Source organism: Streptomyces sp. CB01881 (assembly GCF_002953255.1).
GTDB lineage: Bacteria > Actinomycetota > Actinomycetes > Streptomycetales > Streptomycetaceae > Kitasatospora.
On sequence record NZ_CP026498.1, the window covers coordinates 520,010 to 539,114 of the forward strand.

17 protein-coding genes are annotated in these 19,105 nt (G+C 74.9%); 6 read left to right on the top strand and 11 right to left on the bottom strand.

Annotation, left to right across the window (positions count from 1 at the left end; genetic code table 11):
* The 3 genes from C2142_RS02490 to C2142_RS02500 all read right to left on the bottom strand — a co-directional run.
* On the bottom strand, window positions 1–2,177 hold a 2,177-nt coding region (locus tag C2142_RS02490; protein ID WP_148642135.1), incomplete at its 3' end, for an RICIN domain-containing protein.
* 766 nt (window positions 2,178–2,943) lie between these two features.
* Window positions 2,944–3,366, bottom strand: coding sequence for a hypothetical protein (locus C2142_RS02495; protein WP_148640861.1), 423 nt, complete (start codon window positions 3,364–3,366; stop codon window positions 2,944–2,946).
* Window positions 3,367–3,463: 97 nt separating this feature from the next.
* Window positions 3,464–4,243 carry a sigma 54 modulation/S30EA ribosomal C-terminal domain-containing protein gene (locus C2142_RS02500; protein WP_148640862.1) on the bottom strand — a complete coding sequence of 260 codons (780 nt, stop codon included), beginning with the start codon at window positions 4,241–4,243 and terminating at the stop codon, window positions 3,464–3,466.
* Window positions 4,244–4,528: 285 nt separating this feature from the next.
* On the opposite strand from C2142_RS02500, the gene C2142_RS02505 reads away from it, so the two are divergent.
* Together C2142_RS02505 and C2142_RS41400 are read left to right on the top strand one after the other, a co-directional pair.
* The gene (locus C2142_RS02505) at window positions 4,529–4,984 is read left to right on the top strand and encodes a hypothetical protein (protein ID WP_148640863.1); all 456 of its coding nucleotides are present in this window, start codon (window positions 4,529–4,531) and stop codon (window positions 4,982–4,984) included.
* A 492-nt stretch (window positions 4,985–5,476) separates the two neighbouring features.
* Entirely contained in the window at window positions 5,477–8,089 is a 2,613-nt protein-coding gene (locus C2142_RS41400; RefSeq protein WP_148640864.1) for a cytochrome P450, read from the top strand.
* On the opposite strand, the gene C2142_RS39145 is transcribed toward C2142_RS41400, so the two are convergent.
* The 3 genes from C2142_RS39145 to C2142_RS02520 form a co-directional block, all read right to left on the bottom strand.
* Window positions 8,067–8,198, bottom strand: coding sequence for a DUF6126 family protein (locus C2142_RS39145; protein WP_241002330.1), 132 nt, complete (start codon window positions 8,196–8,198; stop codon window positions 8,067–8,069). The two genes, C2142_RS41400 and C2142_RS39145, sit on opposite strands and share 23 nt — an antisense overlap.
* A gap of 75 nt (window positions 8,199–8,273) precedes the next feature.
* Window positions 8,274–8,606 carry a metalloregulator ArsR/SmtB family transcription factor gene (locus C2142_RS02515; RefSeq protein WP_148640865.1) on the bottom strand — a complete coding sequence of 111 codons (333 nt, stop codon included), beginning with the start codon at window positions 8,604–8,606 and terminating at the stop codon, window positions 8,274–8,276.
* 257 nt (window positions 8,607–8,863) lie between these two features.
* Complete coding sequence (locus C2142_RS02520) at window positions 8,864–9,319, bottom strand: hypothetical protein (RefSeq protein ID WP_148640866.1); 456 nt, start codon at window positions 9,317–9,319, stop codon at window positions 8,864–8,866.
* A gap of 243 nt (window positions 9,320–9,562) precedes the next feature.
* Here C2142_RS02520 and C2142_RS02525 point away from each other — a divergent pair, with 243 nt between their 5' ends.
* Window positions 9,563–9,790 (top strand): hypothetical protein, encoded by a 228-nt coding sequence (locus tag C2142_RS02525; RefSeq protein ID WP_148640867.1) that lies wholly within the window; start codon window positions 9,563–9,565, stop codon window positions 9,788–9,790.
* A gap of 101 nt (window positions 9,791–9,891) precedes the next feature.
* Here the strand turns inward: C2142_RS02525 and C2142_RS02530 are convergent, their stop codons facing one another.
* Window positions 9,892–11,046 carry a glycoside hydrolase family 3 N-terminal domain-containing protein gene (locus C2142_RS02530; RefSeq protein ID WP_241002331.1) on the bottom strand — a complete coding sequence of 385 codons (1,155 nt, stop codon included), beginning with the start codon at window positions 11,044–11,046 and terminating at the stop codon, window positions 9,892–9,894.
* Window positions 11,047–11,212: 166 nt separating this feature from the next.
* Complete coding sequence (locus C2142_RS02535) at window positions 11,213–12,694, bottom strand: PLP-dependent aminotransferase family protein (RefSeq protein ID WP_148640868.1); 1,482 nt, start codon at window positions 12,692–12,694, stop codon at window positions 11,213–11,215.
* A 29-nt stretch (window positions 12,695–12,723) separates the two neighbouring features.
* Here C2142_RS02535 and C2142_RS02540 point away from each other — a divergent pair, with 29 nt between their 5' ends.
* Window positions 12,724–13,593, top strand: a complete 870-nt coding sequence (locus tag C2142_RS02540) for a methyltransferase domain-containing protein (protein WP_148640869.1) — start codon at window positions 12,724–12,726, stop codon at window positions 13,591–13,593.
* A 96-nt stretch (window positions 13,594–13,689) separates the two neighbouring features.
* Here the strand turns inward: C2142_RS02540 and C2142_RS02545 are convergent, their stop codons facing one another.
* A complete protein-coding gene (locus C2142_RS02545) occupies window positions 13,690–14,193 on the bottom strand; it encodes a MarR family transcriptional regulator (protein WP_148640870.1) in 504 nt (167 codons plus the stop codon).
* 109 nt (window positions 14,194–14,302) lie between these two features.
* Between C2142_RS02545 and C2142_RS02550 the strand changes: the two genes are divergently transcribed.
* Complete coding sequence (locus C2142_RS02550) at window positions 14,303–15,253, top strand: EamA family transporter (protein ID WP_162002391.1); 951 nt, start codon at window positions 14,303–14,305, stop codon at window positions 15,251–15,253.
* A gap of 86 nt (window positions 15,254–15,339) precedes the next feature.
* Window positions 15,340–15,975: an NAD(P)H-binding protein gene (locus C2142_RS02555; RefSeq protein WP_148640871.1), complete on the top strand. Its 636-nt coding sequence runs from the start codon at window positions 15,340–15,342 to the stop codon at window positions 15,973–15,975.
* A gap of 79 nt (window positions 15,976–16,054) precedes the next feature.
* Here the strand turns inward: C2142_RS02555 and C2142_RS02560 are convergent, their stop codons facing one another.
* Together C2142_RS02560 and C2142_RS02565 are read right to left on the bottom strand one after the other, a co-directional pair.
* Complete coding sequence (locus C2142_RS02560) at window positions 16,055–16,591, bottom strand: peptidylprolyl isomerase (RefSeq protein ID WP_148640872.1); 537 nt, start codon at window positions 16,589–16,591, stop codon at window positions 16,055–16,057.
* A gap of 155 nt (window positions 16,592–16,746) precedes the next feature.
* Window positions 16,747–18,867 carry an MMPL family transporter gene (locus C2142_RS02565; protein ID WP_148640873.1) on the bottom strand — a complete coding sequence of 707 codons (2,121 nt, stop codon included), beginning with the start codon at window positions 18,865–18,867 and terminating at the stop codon, window positions 16,747–16,749.
* Between the last annotated feature and the right edge of the window lie 238 nt (window positions 18,868–19,105).

The following is a 19,105-nucleotide window of genomic DNA, read 5'->3' on the forward strand; positions in this document are numbered from 1 at the left end:
TCCAGGTAGGCCTGGCCGTTGGGCTTCTGCAGTTCCAGCAGCCAACCGCCGTAGTACCAGCGGTTGCTGACACCGAGGACCAGGGTCGAGCCCTCGGCGCTCAGGGTGAACCCGCCACCCGACGGGGTGAGCGCCCACTTCTGGGAGGACGCGCCGGAGCAGGGCTGCTGGGCGAGGTACTGGCCGGCCACCGGACCGCCGCCGAGCTGGAGGCACTTGTCCGAACGGACGGACTTGATCCGCACCGCGCCGGATCCGGCGTCCTCGAAGGTCCACTTCTGGTTGGCGTAGCCGGTGCGCTGGTAGGCGATGGCCACGGTGCCGTCGTTGAGCGAGCTGCCCCAGAGGTCGGCGGCCTGCCCGGTGAGGCCGTTCACCATGGTGTACCGGGTGCCGGGCTGCGGCCGGCCGCCGTCGGCGAGGGTGCTGAAGGTGGCTGCGCGGCCGGGCTGCGAGACCGTGCCGGCGGCGTCACGCACGGCGACGGCCACGGTGTACGAGGTGCCGGGGGCGAGCCGGACCAGGCCGACCACGGTGGCGCGGACGGTGCCCACGGACTGCCCGTTCAGCAGCACGTCGTAGCCGGCGGCAGCCGGGACCGCGGTCCAGCTCAGCACGGCCGAGTTCTGGGTGATCTGGCTGACCGTCATGGCCGGGGCGGTGTTGCCGCCGGTGGGCGTCGCGGTCGGGGTGGGGGTCGGGCCCGGCGTGGTGGTTCCGGTCGGCGACGGGGTCCTGGTCGGGCTCGGGGTGGTGCTCCCGGTGGCCGTCGGGGTCGGGGTGGTGGGGGACGGCGTCGAGGTCGGGGACGGGGTCCGGGTCGGCGTGGCCGTCGGGGTCGGGGTGGGGGTGGGGGTCGGGTTCGGACCGGTGCCGCCACCGGCGATCAGGAAGCGGTTGTTGGCGACGTTCCAGTGCGTGGCCAGGTAACTGCCGGCCGCGGGATTGGTGTTGTAGTAGTCGTCGTGGTGGCAGTCGAGCCGGTTGTCACTGGCGTTGTCCGGGCAGACCGTCTTCATCGCCGGGTAGTACGGGGCGTCCGAGTAGCACATGAGGTCCCACTCGTCGACGCAGTGGCCGCCCTTGCTCGAATTGGGTGCGCTGTTGCTCACCGCACCCAGGTTGTGGCCGAGTTCGTGCGCCGCCGTGGAGCCGCCCCAGCAGCCGGAGTCGGTCCGCCCGTACGAGGGGCCGAAGTTGCTCAGGTTGTCCTGGCCGGGCCGCTCGTCGCCCGCGAAGGTGCCGATGCCGCAGTACACCTTGGCGTCGGTGAACATCATGTACTTGCGGTCCTTGCGGTTGAACCCCTGCGCGGCGAGCGCGCGGTTGCTCGCGTTGAAGTCCTGGATCTCGGAGTCCGCGATCTGCACGTTCAACACCGATGCGGTGCAGTCGGATTCGGTGACGAAGCGCACGTGCCGGACGCCGCCGGTCTCCTGGGCGCTGGCGTTGTAGATGACGTCGACCTCCGCCGCCCACTTCTTGAACGACGGCAGGTACTGGGCGAAGCGGTCGTTGCCCGGGGTGTGGACGTACACCACCTGGATCCGGTTGCCGGTGCTGCCGTCCCCCTCGCAGACCAGCGCGGACCCGCCGGCGGCGGGGGTCTGCTGGGGCGTTGCGGCTCCGGCCGCCGGGGTCGCAGCGTCGCCGAGGAGGGCCTTCTGGCCTGCGTCCAGGACCGGGGCACCGCCCTTCAGCAGGTCGGCCGCGGCGGGCGGCTGGGCGTCGGCGGGCGGCGTCAGCGCCGCCACCGGGGCGGCGGCCGCGGCGACCGGCGGGACGTCCTTGTGGATGTCGATGTCCTTGGGCGGCGCGTCCGGACCGTGGCTGCACAGCTGGCCCGCGGTGACCTCCAGCGAGCCGGCGCAGCGGTCGCCCGTCGGCAGCGTCAGACCTGTGTAGACGAGACCGCGTTCCGGCTGGTCCTTGGGTATCTCGTGCAGCGGCGCGGCCTTCTGGTCCCGCTTCGGAGCGGGTGCCTGCGTGGCGCCCTCGGCGGTGCCGGTCTCACCCGGGCCGCCGTCCTCGGTGACGACTCCGGCCGTGCCCGCCTCCGCCCGGTCGGCCGATCCGCCAACCGCCGCTGCGGTGCCGGCCCGGACGGCGGCCGGCTCCAACGCGGTCTGGATGCCCAGTGCGCCCGCCACCAGTCCGGCCACTACCGCCGCCGCCATAAGCGCCGTCCGGCGCCCCGACCTCTTGCGCCGCCTGCGGCGGGTCTCCGTACTCCGGTGTCCCATCGCACTCTCTCCTGTCCTCGGTGTGACGGTCCGTTCGCCATGTGACGTGGCGTCCGGACCTTCCGACACCCTGGAGACCGGGGAGGACGGGAGGGGATAACAGAAACATCTTTCGAAATTCGATCGGGTGGATCGGCGTCGTGCCACGACGGGGTGTGCGGCCGGGTGTGCGGCCGGGTGCGCGCGGTGGGCGGAGGGGGTGCGCAGCGGGTCGCGCAAAGGCGAGCGGCGGGGCGCGGGCATGGGCGCGCGAGCGGGCATACGGGCGGGCGCGCGAGCGGGCGCGCGGCAGTGCCGGGGAGCACGCTCGGGGGGTACGCGCTCCCCGGCAGGGGTGGTGGCGGCCACCCGGCCGGGCTGCCCGGGGGTCCGGGTTCCGGCTGCCGTGACCGGAATGCTAGACCCGCCGGGTGGCCGTGGCCAGAGCTCTGACCAGCCGATTTTCCGCCCCGGACATGCCACTGCGACCCACCGGGCACAGCCGCAGCGTCTCACCTCCGAGCGGACATCAGCTCCGAGCGGACATCAGCTCTGAGCGGACGTCACCTCCGGCTGGATGCCACCTCCGACCGGACGTCATCTTCGGCCGGACCTCACCCCGGCAACCGCGACGGCGCGGTCGGCACGACGACGCGGGGCGGCCGCCGTCCGATCAGACCGCCGTCCGATCAGACCGCCGCCTGATCAGGCCGCCGTCCGGTCAGGCCGCCACGCTCAGCACGGGGGCGGCGATCCGGCGGGCGACCGGGGCGTGCATGGTCGCGAGGGAGGCGGCCAGCCGGGCCGGGTCGCCGGCCAGCCAGAGCCGCAGCGCGGCGGCGAGCGCGGCGCTGGCGGGGCAGGTCCGCAGCCCGCCGGCGAGGGCGATCCGGTCGCCGAGCAGCGGGAGCAGGTCCGCGACGGGCGCCGGCAGCCAGAGCATGACGGCGCAGGCTGTGGGACGGGCGAGGACGCGCAGCAGCCGCAGCGCCGCGGTGTCGTCGTGCAGGGCCGGGATGACGTCGAGCAGCCCGTCCGCCGCCACCTCCGAGACGTCGCTGCCGTGGCCGCGCGCCAGTTCGCGCAGCAGGGCCCGCTCGGCCGCGGTGATCCGGACGGTCAGCATGACTTCTTCGCAGTCCATGGTCCTGGTCCCGCCTTCCGCTTGAGGGGTGTGCCCGTCGGTGGGTCACGCGCGTGCTGGTCCCCGGCGCCGTGGGGCGCCGAAAGGGTTCTGCCCGTCAGGAGGCCTCCGTCACCGGCGCAATCAGGCCGTAATGGCCGTCGTAACGGCGGTAGAGCACCCGGCCGCGGCCGTCGTCCGGATCGGTGTGGAAGACGAACGGCCAGCAGGTGAGCCAGAGCCGCCGGGCGGCCTCGGCCACGTCGAGGCGGGGCGCGGGGTGCAGGCTCTCGGACAGCGGGAGGGCGGATCCGCCGAGCCGCGCGGTCGAGTGGGCGCGGACCAGCCGCAGGCCACCGCTCACCGGCCGGCGGTGGACCAGGCTGTCCTGTCCGGTGAGTGCGTCCACGAAGAGGTGGAAGCCGTGGTCCAGGGCGAGCAGCTCGCGGGCCGCCTCGTCGGGGGTGCGGCGGGCGAGGACGACCGACTTGCGCCGGACGATCTGCCGTTCGGCCAGCGGGCGCGGGGTGAACTGCGGCCGGTAGGCGCTCTCGTACACCGCGGCCAGCCCGATGTCCCCCTGCTCGCGCAGCCGGGCGGCCCGGGCGGCGAGCGTGCCGAGCGCGAGGTCCACCGCCTCGCGGACGGTCCTGCCGGACAGTTGGACCCGGACCGTACCGTCGCCGTCCAGCACGACCGCGGCCTGCGCCACGACCGGCCGGGTCACCGCCCGGTCGCACATCCGGGTGAGCCGGACCCTGGCCCCGTGCACTCCCGGGCCGAGCGCCGCGAACAGTTCCAGCGCCTGCACCCGCGCGTACTCGGCGTCCTCGCGGGGCAGCTCGCCGCGTATCTCCACCCGTACGTCGGGGGCGGGCCGGTGGCGCAGACGGGTCATCAGGGTCCTCCTCGGTTCCGGACCATGCCGGGGTCTCCGGAACGTGCCGGACGGTTCCGGACCATGCTGGACCGTCGGAGGCCCTCCGGCCGAGGGCCTAAAGACCCTGCCTGTGAGGCAACGGCGACCGGCCCCGCCCGGCCCGTCCGCCCAGGTCAGACCCTGAACCGGGACGCGGCGGCGCCCGGGGGCGTGAGCGCCGTGGTCCGCGCCGCTCCGCCGTACCGGTCACAGCGCCTGACGGCCGGTTGCGGACGTGCACCGTTCCGGGCCAGACTCCCGTTCGTGACCGAGACGATCCCCCTGGACCAGGGCGACCCGCGCTGGGTCTTCCCGGCCCTCACCGAGGCCGAGGCCCCCGCCGTCGAGGCCGCACTCGCCCTCGCCGCCGGCCGGATGCGCCGGATTGCCACCGGACTCGGCGTCCGGGCGGGCCGGGCCGGGGCCGGCCTGGAGTATCACCGGAACGAGTGGATCGTCGCCGCCACCATCACCGGCTTCGTCGAGACACCGGACCTGCTCGTGGTCTGCTCACTCGGCTTCCCGCGCCGCTGCGGGTTCGACCTGAGCTGGGGGCCGCCCTGGCGGGCGGGGACCGAGGTCGAGGTGGCGGGCGAGGTGGTGGACGGCTGGGAGGAGTGGTTCGAGCAACCCGTGGCGGCCGCCGAGGGGTTCGCCGCGGCGGCCGACCGGCTGACCGGCCCGGTGGACGCCGCGGTCCGGCGCGGCCACCGGGCCTGACGGTGGGGCCCGCTCGATCTGCCGGTGGGGCCGCCGGGCCTGCCGGTCGGGCCACGGGGCCTGCCGGTGGGGCCGCCAGCTCTGCCGGTGGAGTCGCCGGGCCTGCCGGTGGTGCCGCCAGCTCTGCCGGTGGAGTCGCCGGGCCTGCCGGTGGAGTCGCCGGATCTGCCGGTGGAGTCGCCGGGCCTGCTGGTGGAGTCGCCGGATCTGCCGACGGGGTGTCACCGGGCCGTGCCGCTACCACATCGCCCGCGGTCAACGCGCCCACCGCGCGCGCCGCGCCCGGGCGGGAGCGGCACGATCCACCGATGGGGTGATCCCCCCGCGTACGGCGCAACGCTCGCGGGACCGGCGCGTTTTCTATGACGTGCGCCCTCCGTCTGTGGCGCGCGCGCGGGGGTCTGCGCTGGCCGGAGCCCCCGGATCCCGCCTGTCGCGGCGGCGGCTCCGGCGGGCCCGCCGCGCCGGTCCAACTGGTTGAGAGAGAATGTCATGCCCCTGACGATCGAGCCCCGTAGACCGATCGCCCCCTCCAGGGACGCCCCCCGGCCGGGGGCGCCGGCCGCTCCCCCGCTCGCGCCGGGCGCACTCCCCGTCCTCGGCCACGCCCCCGCCCTGCTCCGCGACCCGCTCGGCTTCCTCGGCTCGCTCTCCCGCCACGGCGGAGTGGTGCGGATCCGGCTCGGTCCGCGCACCGTCTGCGTGGTCACCGACGCCCGCCTGGTCCACACCCTGCTGGTGGCACTCGCCCACGACTGCCCGCGCGGCGCCGTCCAGGACACCCTCAGGACCGCCTTCGGCGACGGCCTCCTGATGTCCGAGGGACAGGCGCACCGCGACCGCCGCCGGGTCGTCCAGCCCGCCTTCGGCCAGGACCGGATGGCCGGCTACCTCGCGGTGATGCACCAGGTCACGGAGGAGCGCGCGGCACGCTGGCGGCCCGGCCAGGTCCTCGACGTGGCCAAGGAGATGAACCACCTCGCGCTGGAGATCGTCACCCGAACGCTGTTCGACGCGCGGCTGAGCGAGGACGCGACGCTCGCCTTCCACCAGGCGCTGCCCGACATGGTGAAGGGCCAGATCGTCCAGTCCCTCTACCCGCACCCCGCCCTCGCCCGGCTGCCGCTGCCGGTCAACCGGCGGTTCGACACCGCCGTCCGGGTGCTCAACCAGGTGGTCGACCAGGCCGTCGACCGCGGCGCCCGGCCGGCCGGCCGCCCCTTCGGCGGCGAGGCGCAGCCCGGCCGCAACGCGGCCCCCACGCTGCCCGCCCTGCTGCGCGCCGCAACCGACCCCGCCACCGGCCGCCCGCTCACCGAGGCGGACGTGCGCTCCGAGGCGATCACCATGTTCGGCGCGGGCACCGAGACCGTCTCCACCACGCTCACCTGGCTGATCGACGAACTGCTGCGGCACCCGCGGGTGGAGGCCCTCGTCCTCGCCGAGCTGGACGAGCACCTCCCGGCGGGCACCGTCCCCACCCCGGAGGCGCTCGCCCGGCTCACGTACACGCGCAGCGTCACCCGGGAGGTGGTCCGGCTGCACGCGCCGAACGCCTTCCTGATGCGCACCGCGAGCGTGCCGGTCGAGCTCGGCCGGTACCGGATCCCGGCCGGTACCGAGCTGCTCTACAGCCTCACCGCGCTGCACCGCGACCCGCTGCTCCACCCGGACCCGCTGCGCTTCCACCCCGGCCGCTGGCGCGAGGGCGACGGCTCGGCGGGCACCGGGCCGCGGGCGTTCCTGCCGTTCGGGGCGGGCAAGCACAAGTGCATCGGCGAGGCGTTCGCCTGGGCGGAGCTGACCGTGGCCGCCGCCGCGATCCTGCGCCGCTGGCGGCCGACGGCGGTGCCGGGCGCCCGGGCCCGCGAGGTCGTCTGGACCACCGTCCAGGCCCAGGGCCTGCGCGTCCGGCTCGCCCCGCGCGAGGCCCCCGGTGCACCGGCAGGACCGGAGGCACGAGCGGGCACCGCGCAGGCGGACCCCGTACCAACCGGCACCGCCCAGGCCACCGTCGAACGACCTGCCGCCGCTTCCGCAGGTGCCGCCGGCGCCCCACGGATCACCGCCGTCCCGCGGCCGGCCCCGCCCGCGCACCCGGCGCCGCGCCCACCCGCCACGGCCGGCCACCGCCTCCCCGGCGAGCTGCTCACCGCCACCACCCGGCACGCCGACTGGGCGCTCCACCACGGCCTGCTCTGCCCCGCCGAGCTGCCGCGCTACCAGGCCTACGCGCTCCCCGGGTTGATCGGCCACGCCTACCCCCGGGCGCGCGGCGCCGAGCTCGACCTGCTGGTCGACGTCCTCGGCTGGTTCACCATCCTCGACGACCGCTTCGACGGCCCGCCCGGCCACCGCCCTGCGCAGGCCCGCGCCGTCGTCCACCCGCTGCTCGCCGTCCTGACGGGCGACGTTCCCGCTCCGGCAGCGGGCGACTCCCCGTTGCTGCACTCCTGGCGGGAACTGTGGCAGCGCCAGTGCGACGCGATGTCGCCCGCCTGGCGCGAACGGAGCGCCGCCGAGTGGCGGTCCTGCCTGGAGACCTTCCTCACCGAGTCCGCGCACCGGGCCGGACGCACCTCCCCCGGCCTGCCCGAGACCCTGCGTCTGCGTCGTCACGCCAGCTGCCTCTACCCGTTCATGAACATACTGGAGCGCGTCCACGGCGCCGACGCACCCGCCCGGCTGCACGCCGACCCCACGCTGCACCGGCTGCGCGCGCACACCGCCGACGCCGCGACGCTCATCAACGACCTCTACTCGCTGGAACGGGAGGAGCGGCAGGCCGCGGCCGCCTTCAACACCGTGCTGACCCTGCAACGCGTCCGCGGCTGCACCCGCACCCAGGCCGCGGCTGCGGTCCGCGCCCGGGTCGCGCGCCTGAGGGAGGAGAGCGACACGCTCCGGCGGCGCCTGCTGCTCCGCCACCCGGCCGGCCACTGGTACCTGAACGGCACCCGGGAGCTGGTCGACGGCGTACAGGCCTGGACCAGCACCTCCCGCCGCTACGTCGGTGACGGCCCCCGCGTCAGGGACGATCAGCGCCTCAGGGACGGTCAGCGCCTCGGTGACGGTCACCCCCTCAGCGACGGCCTCCGAGGCTGAACAGCAGGATCACGAACCCGGCGAAGAGGTGCGTGGCGAAGATGTAGATGCCCGCGCGGATCAGCATGGCCTTGCGCCTGCTCTTCTCGTCGCTGATGCCGTCGGCCATGGCCGGGTTCTCCTTCGGGTCGGGCGGTCGTCGCGCACGGTCCGGGCGGGCGTCGGCACGACGCCCGCCCGGTGCTCATCGACCGGGCGCGCGGAGCTCGGTGAGCAGCGCGCCCTGGTCGGCGATCAGGTCGGTGAGGATGCGCCGGGCGGCGCGCAGCAGTTCGGCGACGTCCGGCGTGCTGAGCGCATAGACCACGGTGTTGCCCTCGCGGGTGGCCGTGACCAGCTGGGTCCGGCGCAGTACCGCGAGCTGCTGGGAGAGGTTGGACGGCTCGACCTCGATCTCGGCCAGCAGCTCGCGCACCGGCCGCGGCCCGTCCTGCAGCAGCTCCAGCACGCGGATGCGGACCGGGTGCCCGAGGGTGCGGAAGAACTCCGCCTTGGCCTGGTACAGCGGGACCGCCATCGTCCGTTCTCTCCCTGCTGTTCGCTGGTGCCCGGGGGCGCCCGATCGGCGGGCAGTCCGGCGGCCCGGTGCGGCCGGGAAGCATCATCCCTTGCGGATGAAGAATTCTTCAAGTCGTCATCGCGCCCGGCCGCCGACCACCGCCGCCACCCCGCTGCCACCCCCTGCCGACTTCCCTCTCCGGCCCCCTCCCCCATGAACGAACAGGGCCCGGGAGTCCGCCAACCCCCGGGCCCTGCTGCACTACCGGCGCGTCATCAACACGGCACCACGACGTCGACGGTCACCGGAGCCGGGTTCCACGGGAAGTCGGCCACGCTGAAGCTGCCGTGCACGGTCGAGCCGCACGTCACCGTGCCGCTGACGCCCCGCACCTGCACCGTGCTGGCCTTGAACAACGTGCCCCCGCTCACCGAGCCGAGCGAGGCGCCGCCCACCACCTGACCGGAGAGGCCGGTCAGCAGCTGCCTGGTCGGCAGCTCCGGGCTGCCCGGGCTCGGCGGACCGGCCAGGGAGATCTGGCCGTAGAACGCAACACCGGTGCCGGTGATCTCGGCGCACACCTTGGTCGACAGACCGGCCTGCAGGCCGGAGGCGCCGCAGGTGACGGTGGTGGTCGTGGTCGTGGCGGTCGCCGCGCCGGCCTCGGCGGGGATGGCCAGGAGGGTCGCCGCCCCGGCGACGCCGGCCGCGAGCAGAGTGAGTCGGTTCATCCGCTTCTCCGTTTCACAAAGTCATACAGTTCTGCGCATGTGACATTTCACATGTGCCATGCCGTAACCCTGGCACATGATTCGAATGCCCACCGGCGATTGGGCCATCGACCCATCGGACAGACCGGAAAACAGCCTTTCGATGGCGCGATCTTGGCTCTTGACCGCAGGTGAATGCCGCCGAACGGCACCGAGGTGGCCCGTGCCCGTGCCCTCGACCCGGCGTGGGGTGTTGGACGGGGTGTGAAGCGTCTCCTCCGGATCACCGCCGCCCTGGCCGCCGACCGCGCCCTCGCCGCCCTCGTTCCCGGAGCGATCCTCCAGCTCCACGTCGGCGCGCCCGACGAGAGCCCCGACCACCACTGCCTGGACGCCGAGGCGCTGCCGCTGATCATCGACGCCGTCCGTGCCCGCGGCTACCGCATCCTCGACCTGCGCGAGCTGCTCGACCCCGCACGGGCGAGCGGGTGATCAGGCGAGGACGTCGGCCGTCATGGTGGGGGACGATCCCGGCCCTCCCCCGCCGCTGCTCCCCGGACGGCCCCCGGCAGGCCCCGGCAGGCCCCGGCAGGCTACCGGCCGCCCGCGGCAAGACCGGAGCGCAGGGTGTCGACCCGGTGGAGGGCGTCGAGGAAGGCCTGGCGGTCCAGGCGGCCGCTGTCCAGGCCGTCGGCCAGGGCGACGGCGGCGGCATCGCCCTGCTCGACGTCGCGGGCCGAGCAGAGCAGGAGGTCCATGCCCGCCTCGGCCGCGGCGAGGGCCCGGGCGGGGGTGTCCCCGAACAGGTTCAGGGCGCCGGCTTCGAGTGCGTCGGTGACGGTGACGCCCCGGAAGCCGAGGCGGTCGCGGAGTTCGCCCTGGACGACGGTGGGCGACAGGCCGGCCGGGCGGGCCGGGTCGAGGGCGGGGTAGACCGCCCAGGAGGTCATGACCAGGCGGACGCCGGCCGCGATGGCGGCGCGGTAGGGCTCCTCGCCGCGGGCGCGGAGTTCGGCGAGGGGGACGGGCAGGGTGACGGGCTCCTCGTCGGTGTTCTGGTCGCGCGCGGCGGCGCCGAGGCCCGGGAAGTGCTTGGCGGTGGCCGCGACGCCGAGGTCCTGCTGCGCGGCCAGGAAGGCGGCGCCCAACCCGGCCACCACGGAGGGATCCTGGCCGTAGGAGCGCTCGAAGTGGTCGATGAAGTTGTCGGGGGTGTCGAAGACGTCGAGGACGGGCGCGAGGTTGGTGTTCAGACCGGCGTCGGCGAGGTTGTGGCCGGCGCCGGCGCCCGAGCGGGCGGCCTCGGCGACCGGGTCGGGCGCCAGCCCGGTGCGGCGGGCGGAGAGTTCGGGAGCACCGGGCAGCCGGCGGACCTTGCCGCCCTCCTGGTCGGTCATCAGCAGCAGCGGGAGGGCGCCCGGGGCCTCGGCGGCGGCCTGGCGCAGCTGCCCGACGGCCGTGCGGAGTTGGTCGGGCGAGGTGATGTTCTCGCCGAACAGGATGACGCCTGCCGCCCGGCCCTCGCTGATCGTCCGCAGCAGGGCCGGCGGCGGGGTCGGCCCGGCGTAGGAGTAGACGATGCGCCGGCCGGCGAGCCGGCGGGAGTCCTCGTTCGGCACGGGGCTCTTCCTCTCCGCGGTGGGCGGCGGCCGGTGGGTTCCGTGCGCGGTACCAACCGGGGCCGGGGTCATGGCGGTCAGCAGCAGGATGAGGGCCGCGACGCGGACGGTCCGTCGGAGCGACGGCATCGGACCTCCCGGACAGGGGGACGGAACCGCAGCGGGACGGGACCGTGGGGGGACGGGACTCTGGAGCGACATGGACGAAGCCGGGCGCGGGGCCCGCCGGGGCCGGCCGCTCCGGTGCGTCAGGCTACCGGGAGCCGACCCGGCCGGGCTCCGCGCAACGCGCCCGCTACCCCATCCGCCGTAGCAGTCCGCCCAGCACCGCGACGCCCTCCGTGATCTCGCCCGGCGCGCCGGCCGCGTAGCCGAGCACCAGCCCGGGCGGGTGCGGCAGCCGGGCGTGCCAGGAGAGCGGCTGCACCTTGACGCCGTGGGCGAGCGCGGCCGTGGCGAGTTCGGTGTCCGTGCAGTCGAGCCCGGCCGGGAAGGTGACCATCAGGTGCAACCCGGCCGCCGCACCGTGCACGACGGCGCCCGGCAGGTGGGCGCCGATCGCGGCGATCATCGCGTCCCGGCGCCGACGGTGACGCGGACGCAGCAGGCGCAGGTGGCGTTCCAGCTCGCCGCTCTCCATCAGCCGGGCCAGCACCAGCTGCGGCAGGACCGCGTTGCCGAGGTCGGCGAAGCGCTTGGCCGCGAGGACGGCCTCGCGATGGCGGGGCGGGACGAGCAGCCAGCCGGTGCGCAGGGCGGGGGCGAGCAGCTTGGAGACGCTGCCGGTGTAGCAGACCTGTTCGGGGAGGACGCCGCGCAGCGCGGGCACGGGTGCGCGGTCGTAACGGTGTTCGGCGTCGTAGTCGTCCTCGATGACGAGGCCGCCCTCGCCGGCCCAGCGGAGCAGTTCGCGGCGCCGCTCGCCGCCGAGCACGACGCCGGCCGGGAACTGGTGTGCGGGGGTGAGCAGGACGGCGGGGGCGCCGGTGGCGCGGAGCGCGTCGACGCGGATGCCGTCGGCGTCGACCGGGACGGGCGGGGTGGCGGTGAGCCAGTGGCCGAGGTGCTGGCGGGTGCCGAGCGAGCCCGGGTCCTCGACCGCGACCTCGGTGAGGCCGGCCTGCCCGAGCACCTGGCCGAGCAGGGCGAGGGCCTGGGCCGCGCCGGCGACGATCAGCACCTCGTCGGGGTCGGCGCGGATGCCCCGGTTGCGCGCCAGCCAGTGGGCGACGGCCCGGCGGAGCGCGGGGGTGCCGCGGGGGTCGCCGTAGCCGAACTCGTGGGCGGAGAGCCTGTCCAGGACGGCGCGTTCGGCGCGCAGCCAGGCGGCGCGGGGGAAGGCGGCGAGGTCCGGGACGCCGGGCGAGAGGTTGATCCGGGCGGGGGCGGCGCGCAGCGCGTCGAAGCTCGCGGGGACGGGCGCGGCGTCGAACGGGGCGGGTGCCGGCGCTGGAGGCCCGGCCGGCGGGGGCGGCGGGGCGGGGGTGGCGACGACGACGGTGCCGCCCCTGCCCCGGCCGGCGATCTGGCCCTCCTCGGCGAGCCGCCCGTAGGCGTCGGTGACGACCCCTCGGGAGACCCGCAGCTCGGCGGCGAGCACCCGGGTGGCGGGCAGTCGGCTGCCGGCGGGGAGGCGGCCGTCCGCGATCGCCCGGCGCAGCCGGCCGGCCAGCCAGTCGGCGAGACCGCCCGGCGGTGCGTCGGCGGTGTCGAGCTGGAGGAAGTCGGCACCGACCGGTTTGGACCGGTCGACAGCCGGCTCTATGGACCTGTTCACCAGTCCATTGTGGACGCCAGGGTGGGGACATGACGACGGAGAAGGAATTCCAGGAGACCACCGCGCGGCCGCGGACCGCCGCCCCCTCGGAGCGCCACGGCTACGTCCACGGCTATTCGGCCACCGAGGCGCAGCGGCTCGGTGACCAGGCGGACACCCTCGCGGAGCTGCTGCACGCGGACACCGCGTACCCGACGGGCAGCCGGGTGCTGGAGGCGGGGTGCGGCGTCGGGGCGCAGACGCTGCACCTGCTGGCGGGCAGTCCCGGCGTGCGGCTGACGGCGGCCGACATCTCGGCCGACTCGCTCGCCGAGGCGCGCGCCCGGGTGGCGGCGCACGCGCCCGGCGCCAAGGTGACGTGGCACCACGGGGACCTGCACGAGCTGCCGTTCGCCGACGGCGCGTTCGACCACGTCTTCCTCTGCTTCGTGCTGGAGCACCTGGCGGACCCGGTGACCGCGCTGGCAGCCCTGCGCCGGGTGCTGAGGCCGGGCGGCACGGTCACGGTGATCGAGGGGGACCACGGCTCGGCCTTCTTCCACCCGGAGAGCGCCGCCGCCCGCGCGACGGTGGACCACCTGGTGCGGTTGCAGGCCGACGCGGGCGGCGACGGCCTGATCGGGCGGCGGCTGCACCCGCTGCTGACGGCGGCGGGGTTCGGCGACGTCGCGGTCCGCCCGCGCACCGTCTACGCGGACGGGAGCCGCCCGGCGCTGGGGGAGGGGTTCACCCGCCGCACCTTCGTCGCGATGGTCGAGTCGGTGCGCGACGACGCGGTCGCGGCCGGCCTCACCTCTGCGGCCGCGTTCGACCGGGGCGTCGTCGACCTGCGCCGCACGGCGGAGGAGGGCGGGACGTTCCACTACACCTTCTTCAAGGCCGTCGCGGTCAACCCCTGACGTGTCTCCGACGATCCGCGCCGTGCGCCCGGCGGGGAACGTCGGAGGCGCCGCGGCGGGCGCGGAACGTCGGACGGGCCACGGCGGGCGGGCCGGTCACCCGGCCTCGTCGCCCTCCCCCAAGGTCGCGAGCACCGTCCGCAGGGCATCGATCAGGGCCTCGGTCTGCTGCGGGTCGAGGTCGGCCAGGATGCGCCGTTCGGTGGTGAGGTGATCGGGGAGGGCGCGGTCGACCAGGGCATGGCCCTCGGGGGTGAGGGCGACGTCGCGGCTGCGGCCGTCGGACCCGCTCGGGGTACGGGTCACCAGGCCTCGGGCCTCCAGCCGGTCGAGGCGCTGGCTGATCGCCCCGGAGGTGACCATCGCGGACTCCATCAGCCCGGTGGGGGTGAGCCGGTAGGGCGGGCCGCTGCGCTTCAGGGTGGCGAGGACGTCGAAGGAGGGGGTGTCCAGGTCGTGCGCGGCGAAGTTCCGCTTCAGCTCGGCCTCCACCAGGCGGGTGAGGCGTTTGAGCCGGCCGATCACCTCCATCGGGGAGACGTCGAGGTCGGGGCGCTCCGCGCCCCACTGCCGCACCAGTCGGTCCACATGGTCTGCCACCGCTCCAGCCTAGACGACCCCCCAACGATGCCTTAGCGGTGAGATACCTCACAGCACCCGATTCACCCGGCCGGACCCGGATGTCTTAGCGCTGAGATACATTTTCCGGGTGCTTAGGAACCGACTCGGAATCGTGCTGGTGACCGCGCTCGCCCCCGCCGTCTGGGGGTCGACCTACCTCGTCACCACGGAACTGCTCCCGCCCAACCGCCCGCTGCTGGCCGCGGTGCTCCGCGCACTGCCCGCCGGACTGCTCCTCATCGCCATCACCCGCCGTCTGCCGAAGGGCAGTTGGTGGTGGCGCTCACTGGTGCTGGGCGCTCTCAACATCGGCGCGTTCATGGCCCTCCTCTTCATCGCCGCCTACCGCCTGCCCGGCGGGGTCGCCGCCACCGTCGGCGCCGTCCAGCCGCTGATCGCCGCAGGACTCTCCGCCGGGCTGCTCGGCGACCGGCTCTCGCTGCGCACCCTCCTCTCCGGCATCGCCGGCGTGATCGGGGTCAGCCTGCTGGTGCTGCGGGCCAACGCCCAGCTCGACGCCCTGGGCGTCGCGGCCGCGCTCGGCGGCGCCGTCGTGATGGCCACCGGCGTCGTCCTCTCCAAGCGCTGGACCTCGCCCGCCCCGCTGCTCGCCACCACCGGCTGGCAGCTCACCGCCGGCGGCCTGATGCTCGTCCCGGTCGCACTCCTGGTGGAGGGCGCGCCGCCGTCCCACCTCACCGGCGCCAACCTGCTCGGCTACGCCTACCTCGGCCTGATCGGCGCCGCCGTCTCGTACGCGCTCTGGTTCCGCGGGATCCGGGCGCTGCCGCCGACCTCCGTCACCTTCCTCGGGCTGCTCAGCCCCGTGGTCGCCACCGCCCTCGGCTGGCTGGTCCTCGGTCAGGACCTCTCGCCGGTCCAGGGGGTCGGCGCGGTCATCGTGCTCGGCTCACTGGTCGCCGCCCAGAACCAGCGCCCCCGGACCACCGCCCCGGAGAGCCCGCTCCCCCCGGCCGGGCAGCCCGCGTCGGCCGAGGCCGCCGCGACGCAGCAGCCCGTCCCCGAACCCACCCGCTGAGCACGCACACCGCCTGACCGCACACGCCGCCCGAGCGCGTGCACCGCCCGAGACCGCACGTCCCCCTTCCGGAACTGGAGAACCCCATGCGCATCACCGTGTTCGGCGCCACCGGCAACGTCGGCAGCCGCGTCGTCGCCGAGGCCCTCGCCCGCGGCCACCAGGTCACCGCCGTCCTGCGCGACCCGGCCCGGCCGCACAGCCTGCCCGGAGCCGCCACCATCGCCACCGGCGACGCCCGCACCGCCGAGGACGTCACCCGGCTGGCCACCGGCCAGGACGTGGTGATCAGCGCCACCCGCCCGGCCCCCGGCAGCGAGGGCGAACTGGCCACCGCCACCAAGGGCCTGCTGGCAGGCATGGCCGGAACGGGCGCACGGCTGCTTGCCGTCGGCGGCGCGGGCAGCCTCACCCTGCCCGGCGGCGGTGCCACCGTCATCGACGGCCCCGACTTCCCGCCCGGCTGGCTCCCGATCGCCCTCGCCTGCAACGAGCAGCTCGCCCTCTACCGGGCCGACACCGAGGTCGACTGGGCGTACCTGAGCCCCGCCGCGCTCCTCGAACCGGGCGTGCGCACCGGCCGCTACCGTCTCGGCCGGGACGAGCTGGTGGTGGACGCCGACGGCACCTCCGCCATCTCCATGGAGGACCTCGCCGTCGCCCTGCTCGACGAGGCCGAGCAGCCCGCCCACCACCGCACCCGCTTCACCGCGGCCTACTGAGCGGGCCGGGCGTCGTGCGGGTGCGACCGCGTGCCGGGGCCCCTGGGCCGGCGGGGCAGGGGCCCCGGCACATCCGCCGTCAGGCGCCGAGGCGCTCGACGGTCACCTTCGTGAGGACGACCTCCTCGACCGGGCGGTCGCCGCCGTCGGTGTCGCTCTTGGCGATCGCGTCCACCACGGCGGCGCCCTCGACGACCTCGCCGAAGATGGTGTGCTTGCCGTAGAGGTGCGGGGTCGCGCCGACCGTGATGAAGAACTGCGAGCCGTTGGTGCCCCGGCCCTGCCGCTTCCCGGCGTTGGCCATGGCCAGCAGGTAGGGCCGGTTGAAGTAGAGGTCCGGGTGGATCTCGTCGTCGAACTCGTATCCCGGGCCGCCGACACCCAGGCCGAGCGGGTCGCCGCCCTGGATCATGAAGCCGGCGATCACCCGGTGGAAGACGGTGCCGTCGTAGAGCCGGTCGGTCGACGTCTGCCCGGTCTCCGGGTGCGTCCACTCGCGCTCGCCCTGGGCGAGCTCCACGAAGTTGCGGACGGTCTTGGGCGCGTGGTTCGGGAACAGCTTGACCTTGATCGTGCCGAGCGTCGTCTCCAGCGTCGCGATGAGGCTCTCTGCCACGTGGTGTCTCCATGCTTCGTCGGGCCGGGGGCCTCGCGCCGCGACCGCCCCCGCATTTCCGCGCATACAGTAGTCGACCGGTCGCGTCCGGAGACCGGCCCGGTGCACCGGTGCCCTCCCGGGGCGGCTCGTCGGCGCCACCCGGCCGGGGCCGGTCACCGGGCCGGGTGTCCCGCAGCGGGAACGCGTTCGAGGCCGGGCCTGCCCGCCACGGACCGGTGGCCGTCCTGCTGCCGGAACAGCCGGCCGGGCCACCACATCCACCGGCCCGCGTCCAGGGTCAGGGCTGTGACCAGCACCGAGCGGACGACCACGGTGTCCAGCAGCACGCCGAACGCCACCGCGAACCCGAGCTCGGCCGCGAACACCAGCGGCAGCGAGGCCATCGCCGCGAAGGTGCCGGCCAGTACCAGGCCCGCCGAGGTGATCACACCCCCGGTGGCGGACAGGCCGGTCAGCGCGCCGCGCCGGGTGCCGTGCAGCAGCGCCTCCTCGCGGACCCGGGTGACCAGGAAGATGTTGTAGTCGATGCCCAGGGCGACCAGGAACACGAACGTCAGGAGCGGGAAGGAGGCCTCCGCGCCGGCGAAGTGGAACACGTGGTCGAACACCAGGCTGCTCACCCCGAGGGCCGCCCCGAAGGACAGCACCACCGTCGCCATCAGCAGCAGTGGTGCGACGACCGCCCGCAGTAGCAGCGCGAGGATCAGGAACACCACGACCAGCACGACGGGGATGATCACCCGGGAGTCGCGGGCGGCCGCGTCCTGGGTGTCGAGGACGACCGCCGCGTTGCCGCCGACCTGCGCGTCCGCGCCCCCGATCCGGTGGACCGCGGCCCTGGCCTGCCCGACGGTGCGCATCGCGGCCGTGCTGCCGGGGGCGTCCTTGAGCTCCCCCAGCATGACGGCCTCACCGTCCTTGACCATCGGCGTCGAGACCCCGGCGATTCCCGGGACACCGGACAGCGCGGCCCTCACCTGCTCCGCCGAGGCGGCCCTGGCCACCACGACGACGGGGTCGCCCGAGCCGGCCGGGAAGTGCCTGGACTGGATCTCCTCGCCGACGACCGTCTGCGGCCTGCCGGTGAACTGGTCCGTGGCGGAGAGCCCGTCGGCCTTGAGCCCGAACACCCCGGCCGCCATGGCACCGAGGACGAGCGCGGTGCCGATCCACACGATCCGCGGCCGGCCGGAGACGGCGGTACCGACCCTGGTCCAGACGCCCCCCTCGGCCGCCCCGGCCGAGCCGTACGACGGCCGCACCGGCCAGAAGACCCAGCGGTCGCAGATCACCAGCAGGGCCGGCAGCAGGGTGACCATGGCGAGCAGCCCCACCAGGATGCCCACGGCACAGGCCGGCCCGAGCCCCTTGGTGGAGTTGAGGGTGGCCAGCATCAGCAGCATCAGGCTGACCGCGACGGTCGCGGCGCTGGCGACGATCGCGGGGCCGGAACGGCGCAGCGCCTCCGCCATCGCCTCGTGCCGGTCCTCGTGCCGCCGCAGCTCCTCCCGGTACCGCGAGACGAGGAGCAGCGCGTAGTCGGTGGCGGCGCCGAACACCAGCACCGTCAGGATGAAGCCGGTCTGCTTGTTGACGGTGAGTCCGGCGTGCTTCGCCAGCAGGTAGATCACCGCCTCCGAGGTGACCAGGGCGCCGCCCGCGGTGAGCAGCGGCAGCAGTGGCAGCACCGGGCTGCGGTAGGTGACCAGCAGGATCAGGACCACCACCACCGAGGTGATCACGGTCAGGCCGCCTCCCCCGCCGAAGGCCTTGATCGAGTCGGACGCCTGACCCGCCGGCCCGGTGACGTGGAACCCCAGACCGTCGGCGTTCGCCTCGCCGACCCTGCTCATCGCGTCGACGGCCTTGCCGATCCCCTCCCAGCCCGTCCTGTCCTTCCGGATCCGGACCACGGTCTGGACGGCCTTGCCGTCCTGCGCCTCCACCGGTCCCTCCGGCTGCCCCACGACGTTCTCGATGCCCTTGAAGGCCTCGGCGTCGGCCCGGACCTTGGCCAGGTCGGCAGGGGTGAGGCCCTCGGGCCGGTCGTAGACCACGATCGCGGGGAGGGCGTCGGCGAGCCCGAAGCCCTCGGCCCGTTCGACGACCCCGGTCGACTCCGCGTTCCCGGGCAGCCAGGCCGAGTTGTCGTTCTCCTCGACGTCACCGAGCCGGCCGGCCAGCAGGACGGCCGGGACCAGCAGGACCGCCCAGAGGGCCAGGGCGACCCACTTCGCCACCCTGCCGCAGGGCAGGGCCGCTGTCTTCCGCATCACGTGCACTCCTTGGCGTTCAGTCGACGTTCCGGCGGGTGCGTTCCGAAAGGAGAGGAAGCAGGCGCCCGGAGTGTGACATCCGGTCGGGAGATGTGATCCACCTCTCATCAGCGGCCCGCGACGCACCGTCAGCAGGGCGGGCGCGGCGAGGCCCACCGGGCCGCGGCCGGGGCCCACCGGGTGCCTGCACACCATGCGGGGTGTCCCTGGCACCACCCCCAAGACGGGTGCGCGC

Excerpts from the sequence above, each read along its gene's own strand:
- C2142_RS02495 (WP_148640861.1), bottom strand. The coding sequence starts at position 3,366 with ATGGACTGCGAAGAAGTCATGCTGACCGTCCGGATCACCGCGGCCGAG.
- C2142_RS02500 (WP_148640862.1), bottom strand. The coding sequence starts at position 4,243 with ATGACCCGTCTGCGCCACCGGCCCGCCCCCGACGTACGGGTGGAGATA.
- C2142_RS41400 (WP_148640864.1), top strand. The coding sequence starts at position 5,477 with ATGCCCCTGACGATCGAGCCCCGTAGACCGATCGCCCCCTCCAGGGAC.
- C2142_RS39145 (WP_241002330.1), bottom strand. The coding sequence starts at position 8,198 with ATGGCCGACGGCATCAGCGACGAGAAGAGCAGGCGCAAGGCCATGCTG.
- C2142_RS02515 (WP_148640865.1), bottom strand. The coding sequence starts at position 8,606 with ATGGCGGTCCCGCTGTACCAGGCCAAGGCGGAGTTCTTCCGCACCCTC.
- C2142_RS02520 (WP_148640866.1), bottom strand. The coding sequence starts at position 9,319 with ATGAACCGACTCACTCTGCTCGCGGCCGGCGTCGCCGGGGCGGCGACC.
- C2142_RS02530 (WP_241002331.1), bottom strand. The coding sequence starts at position 11,046 with ATGCCGTCGCTCCGACGGACCGTCCGCGTCGCGGCCCTCATCCTGCTG.
- C2142_RS02540 (WP_148640869.1), top strand. The coding sequence starts at position 12,724 with ATGACGACGGAGAAGGAATTCCAGGAGACCACCGCGCGGCCGCGGACC.
- C2142_RS02555 (WP_148640871.1), top strand. The coding sequence starts at position 15,340 with ATGCGCATCACCGTGTTCGGCGCCACCGGCAACGTCGGCAGCCGCGTC.
- C2142_RS02565 (WP_148640873.1), bottom strand. The coding sequence starts at position 18,867 with ATGCGGAAGACAGCGGCCCTGCCCTGCGGCAGGGTGGCGAAGTGGGTC.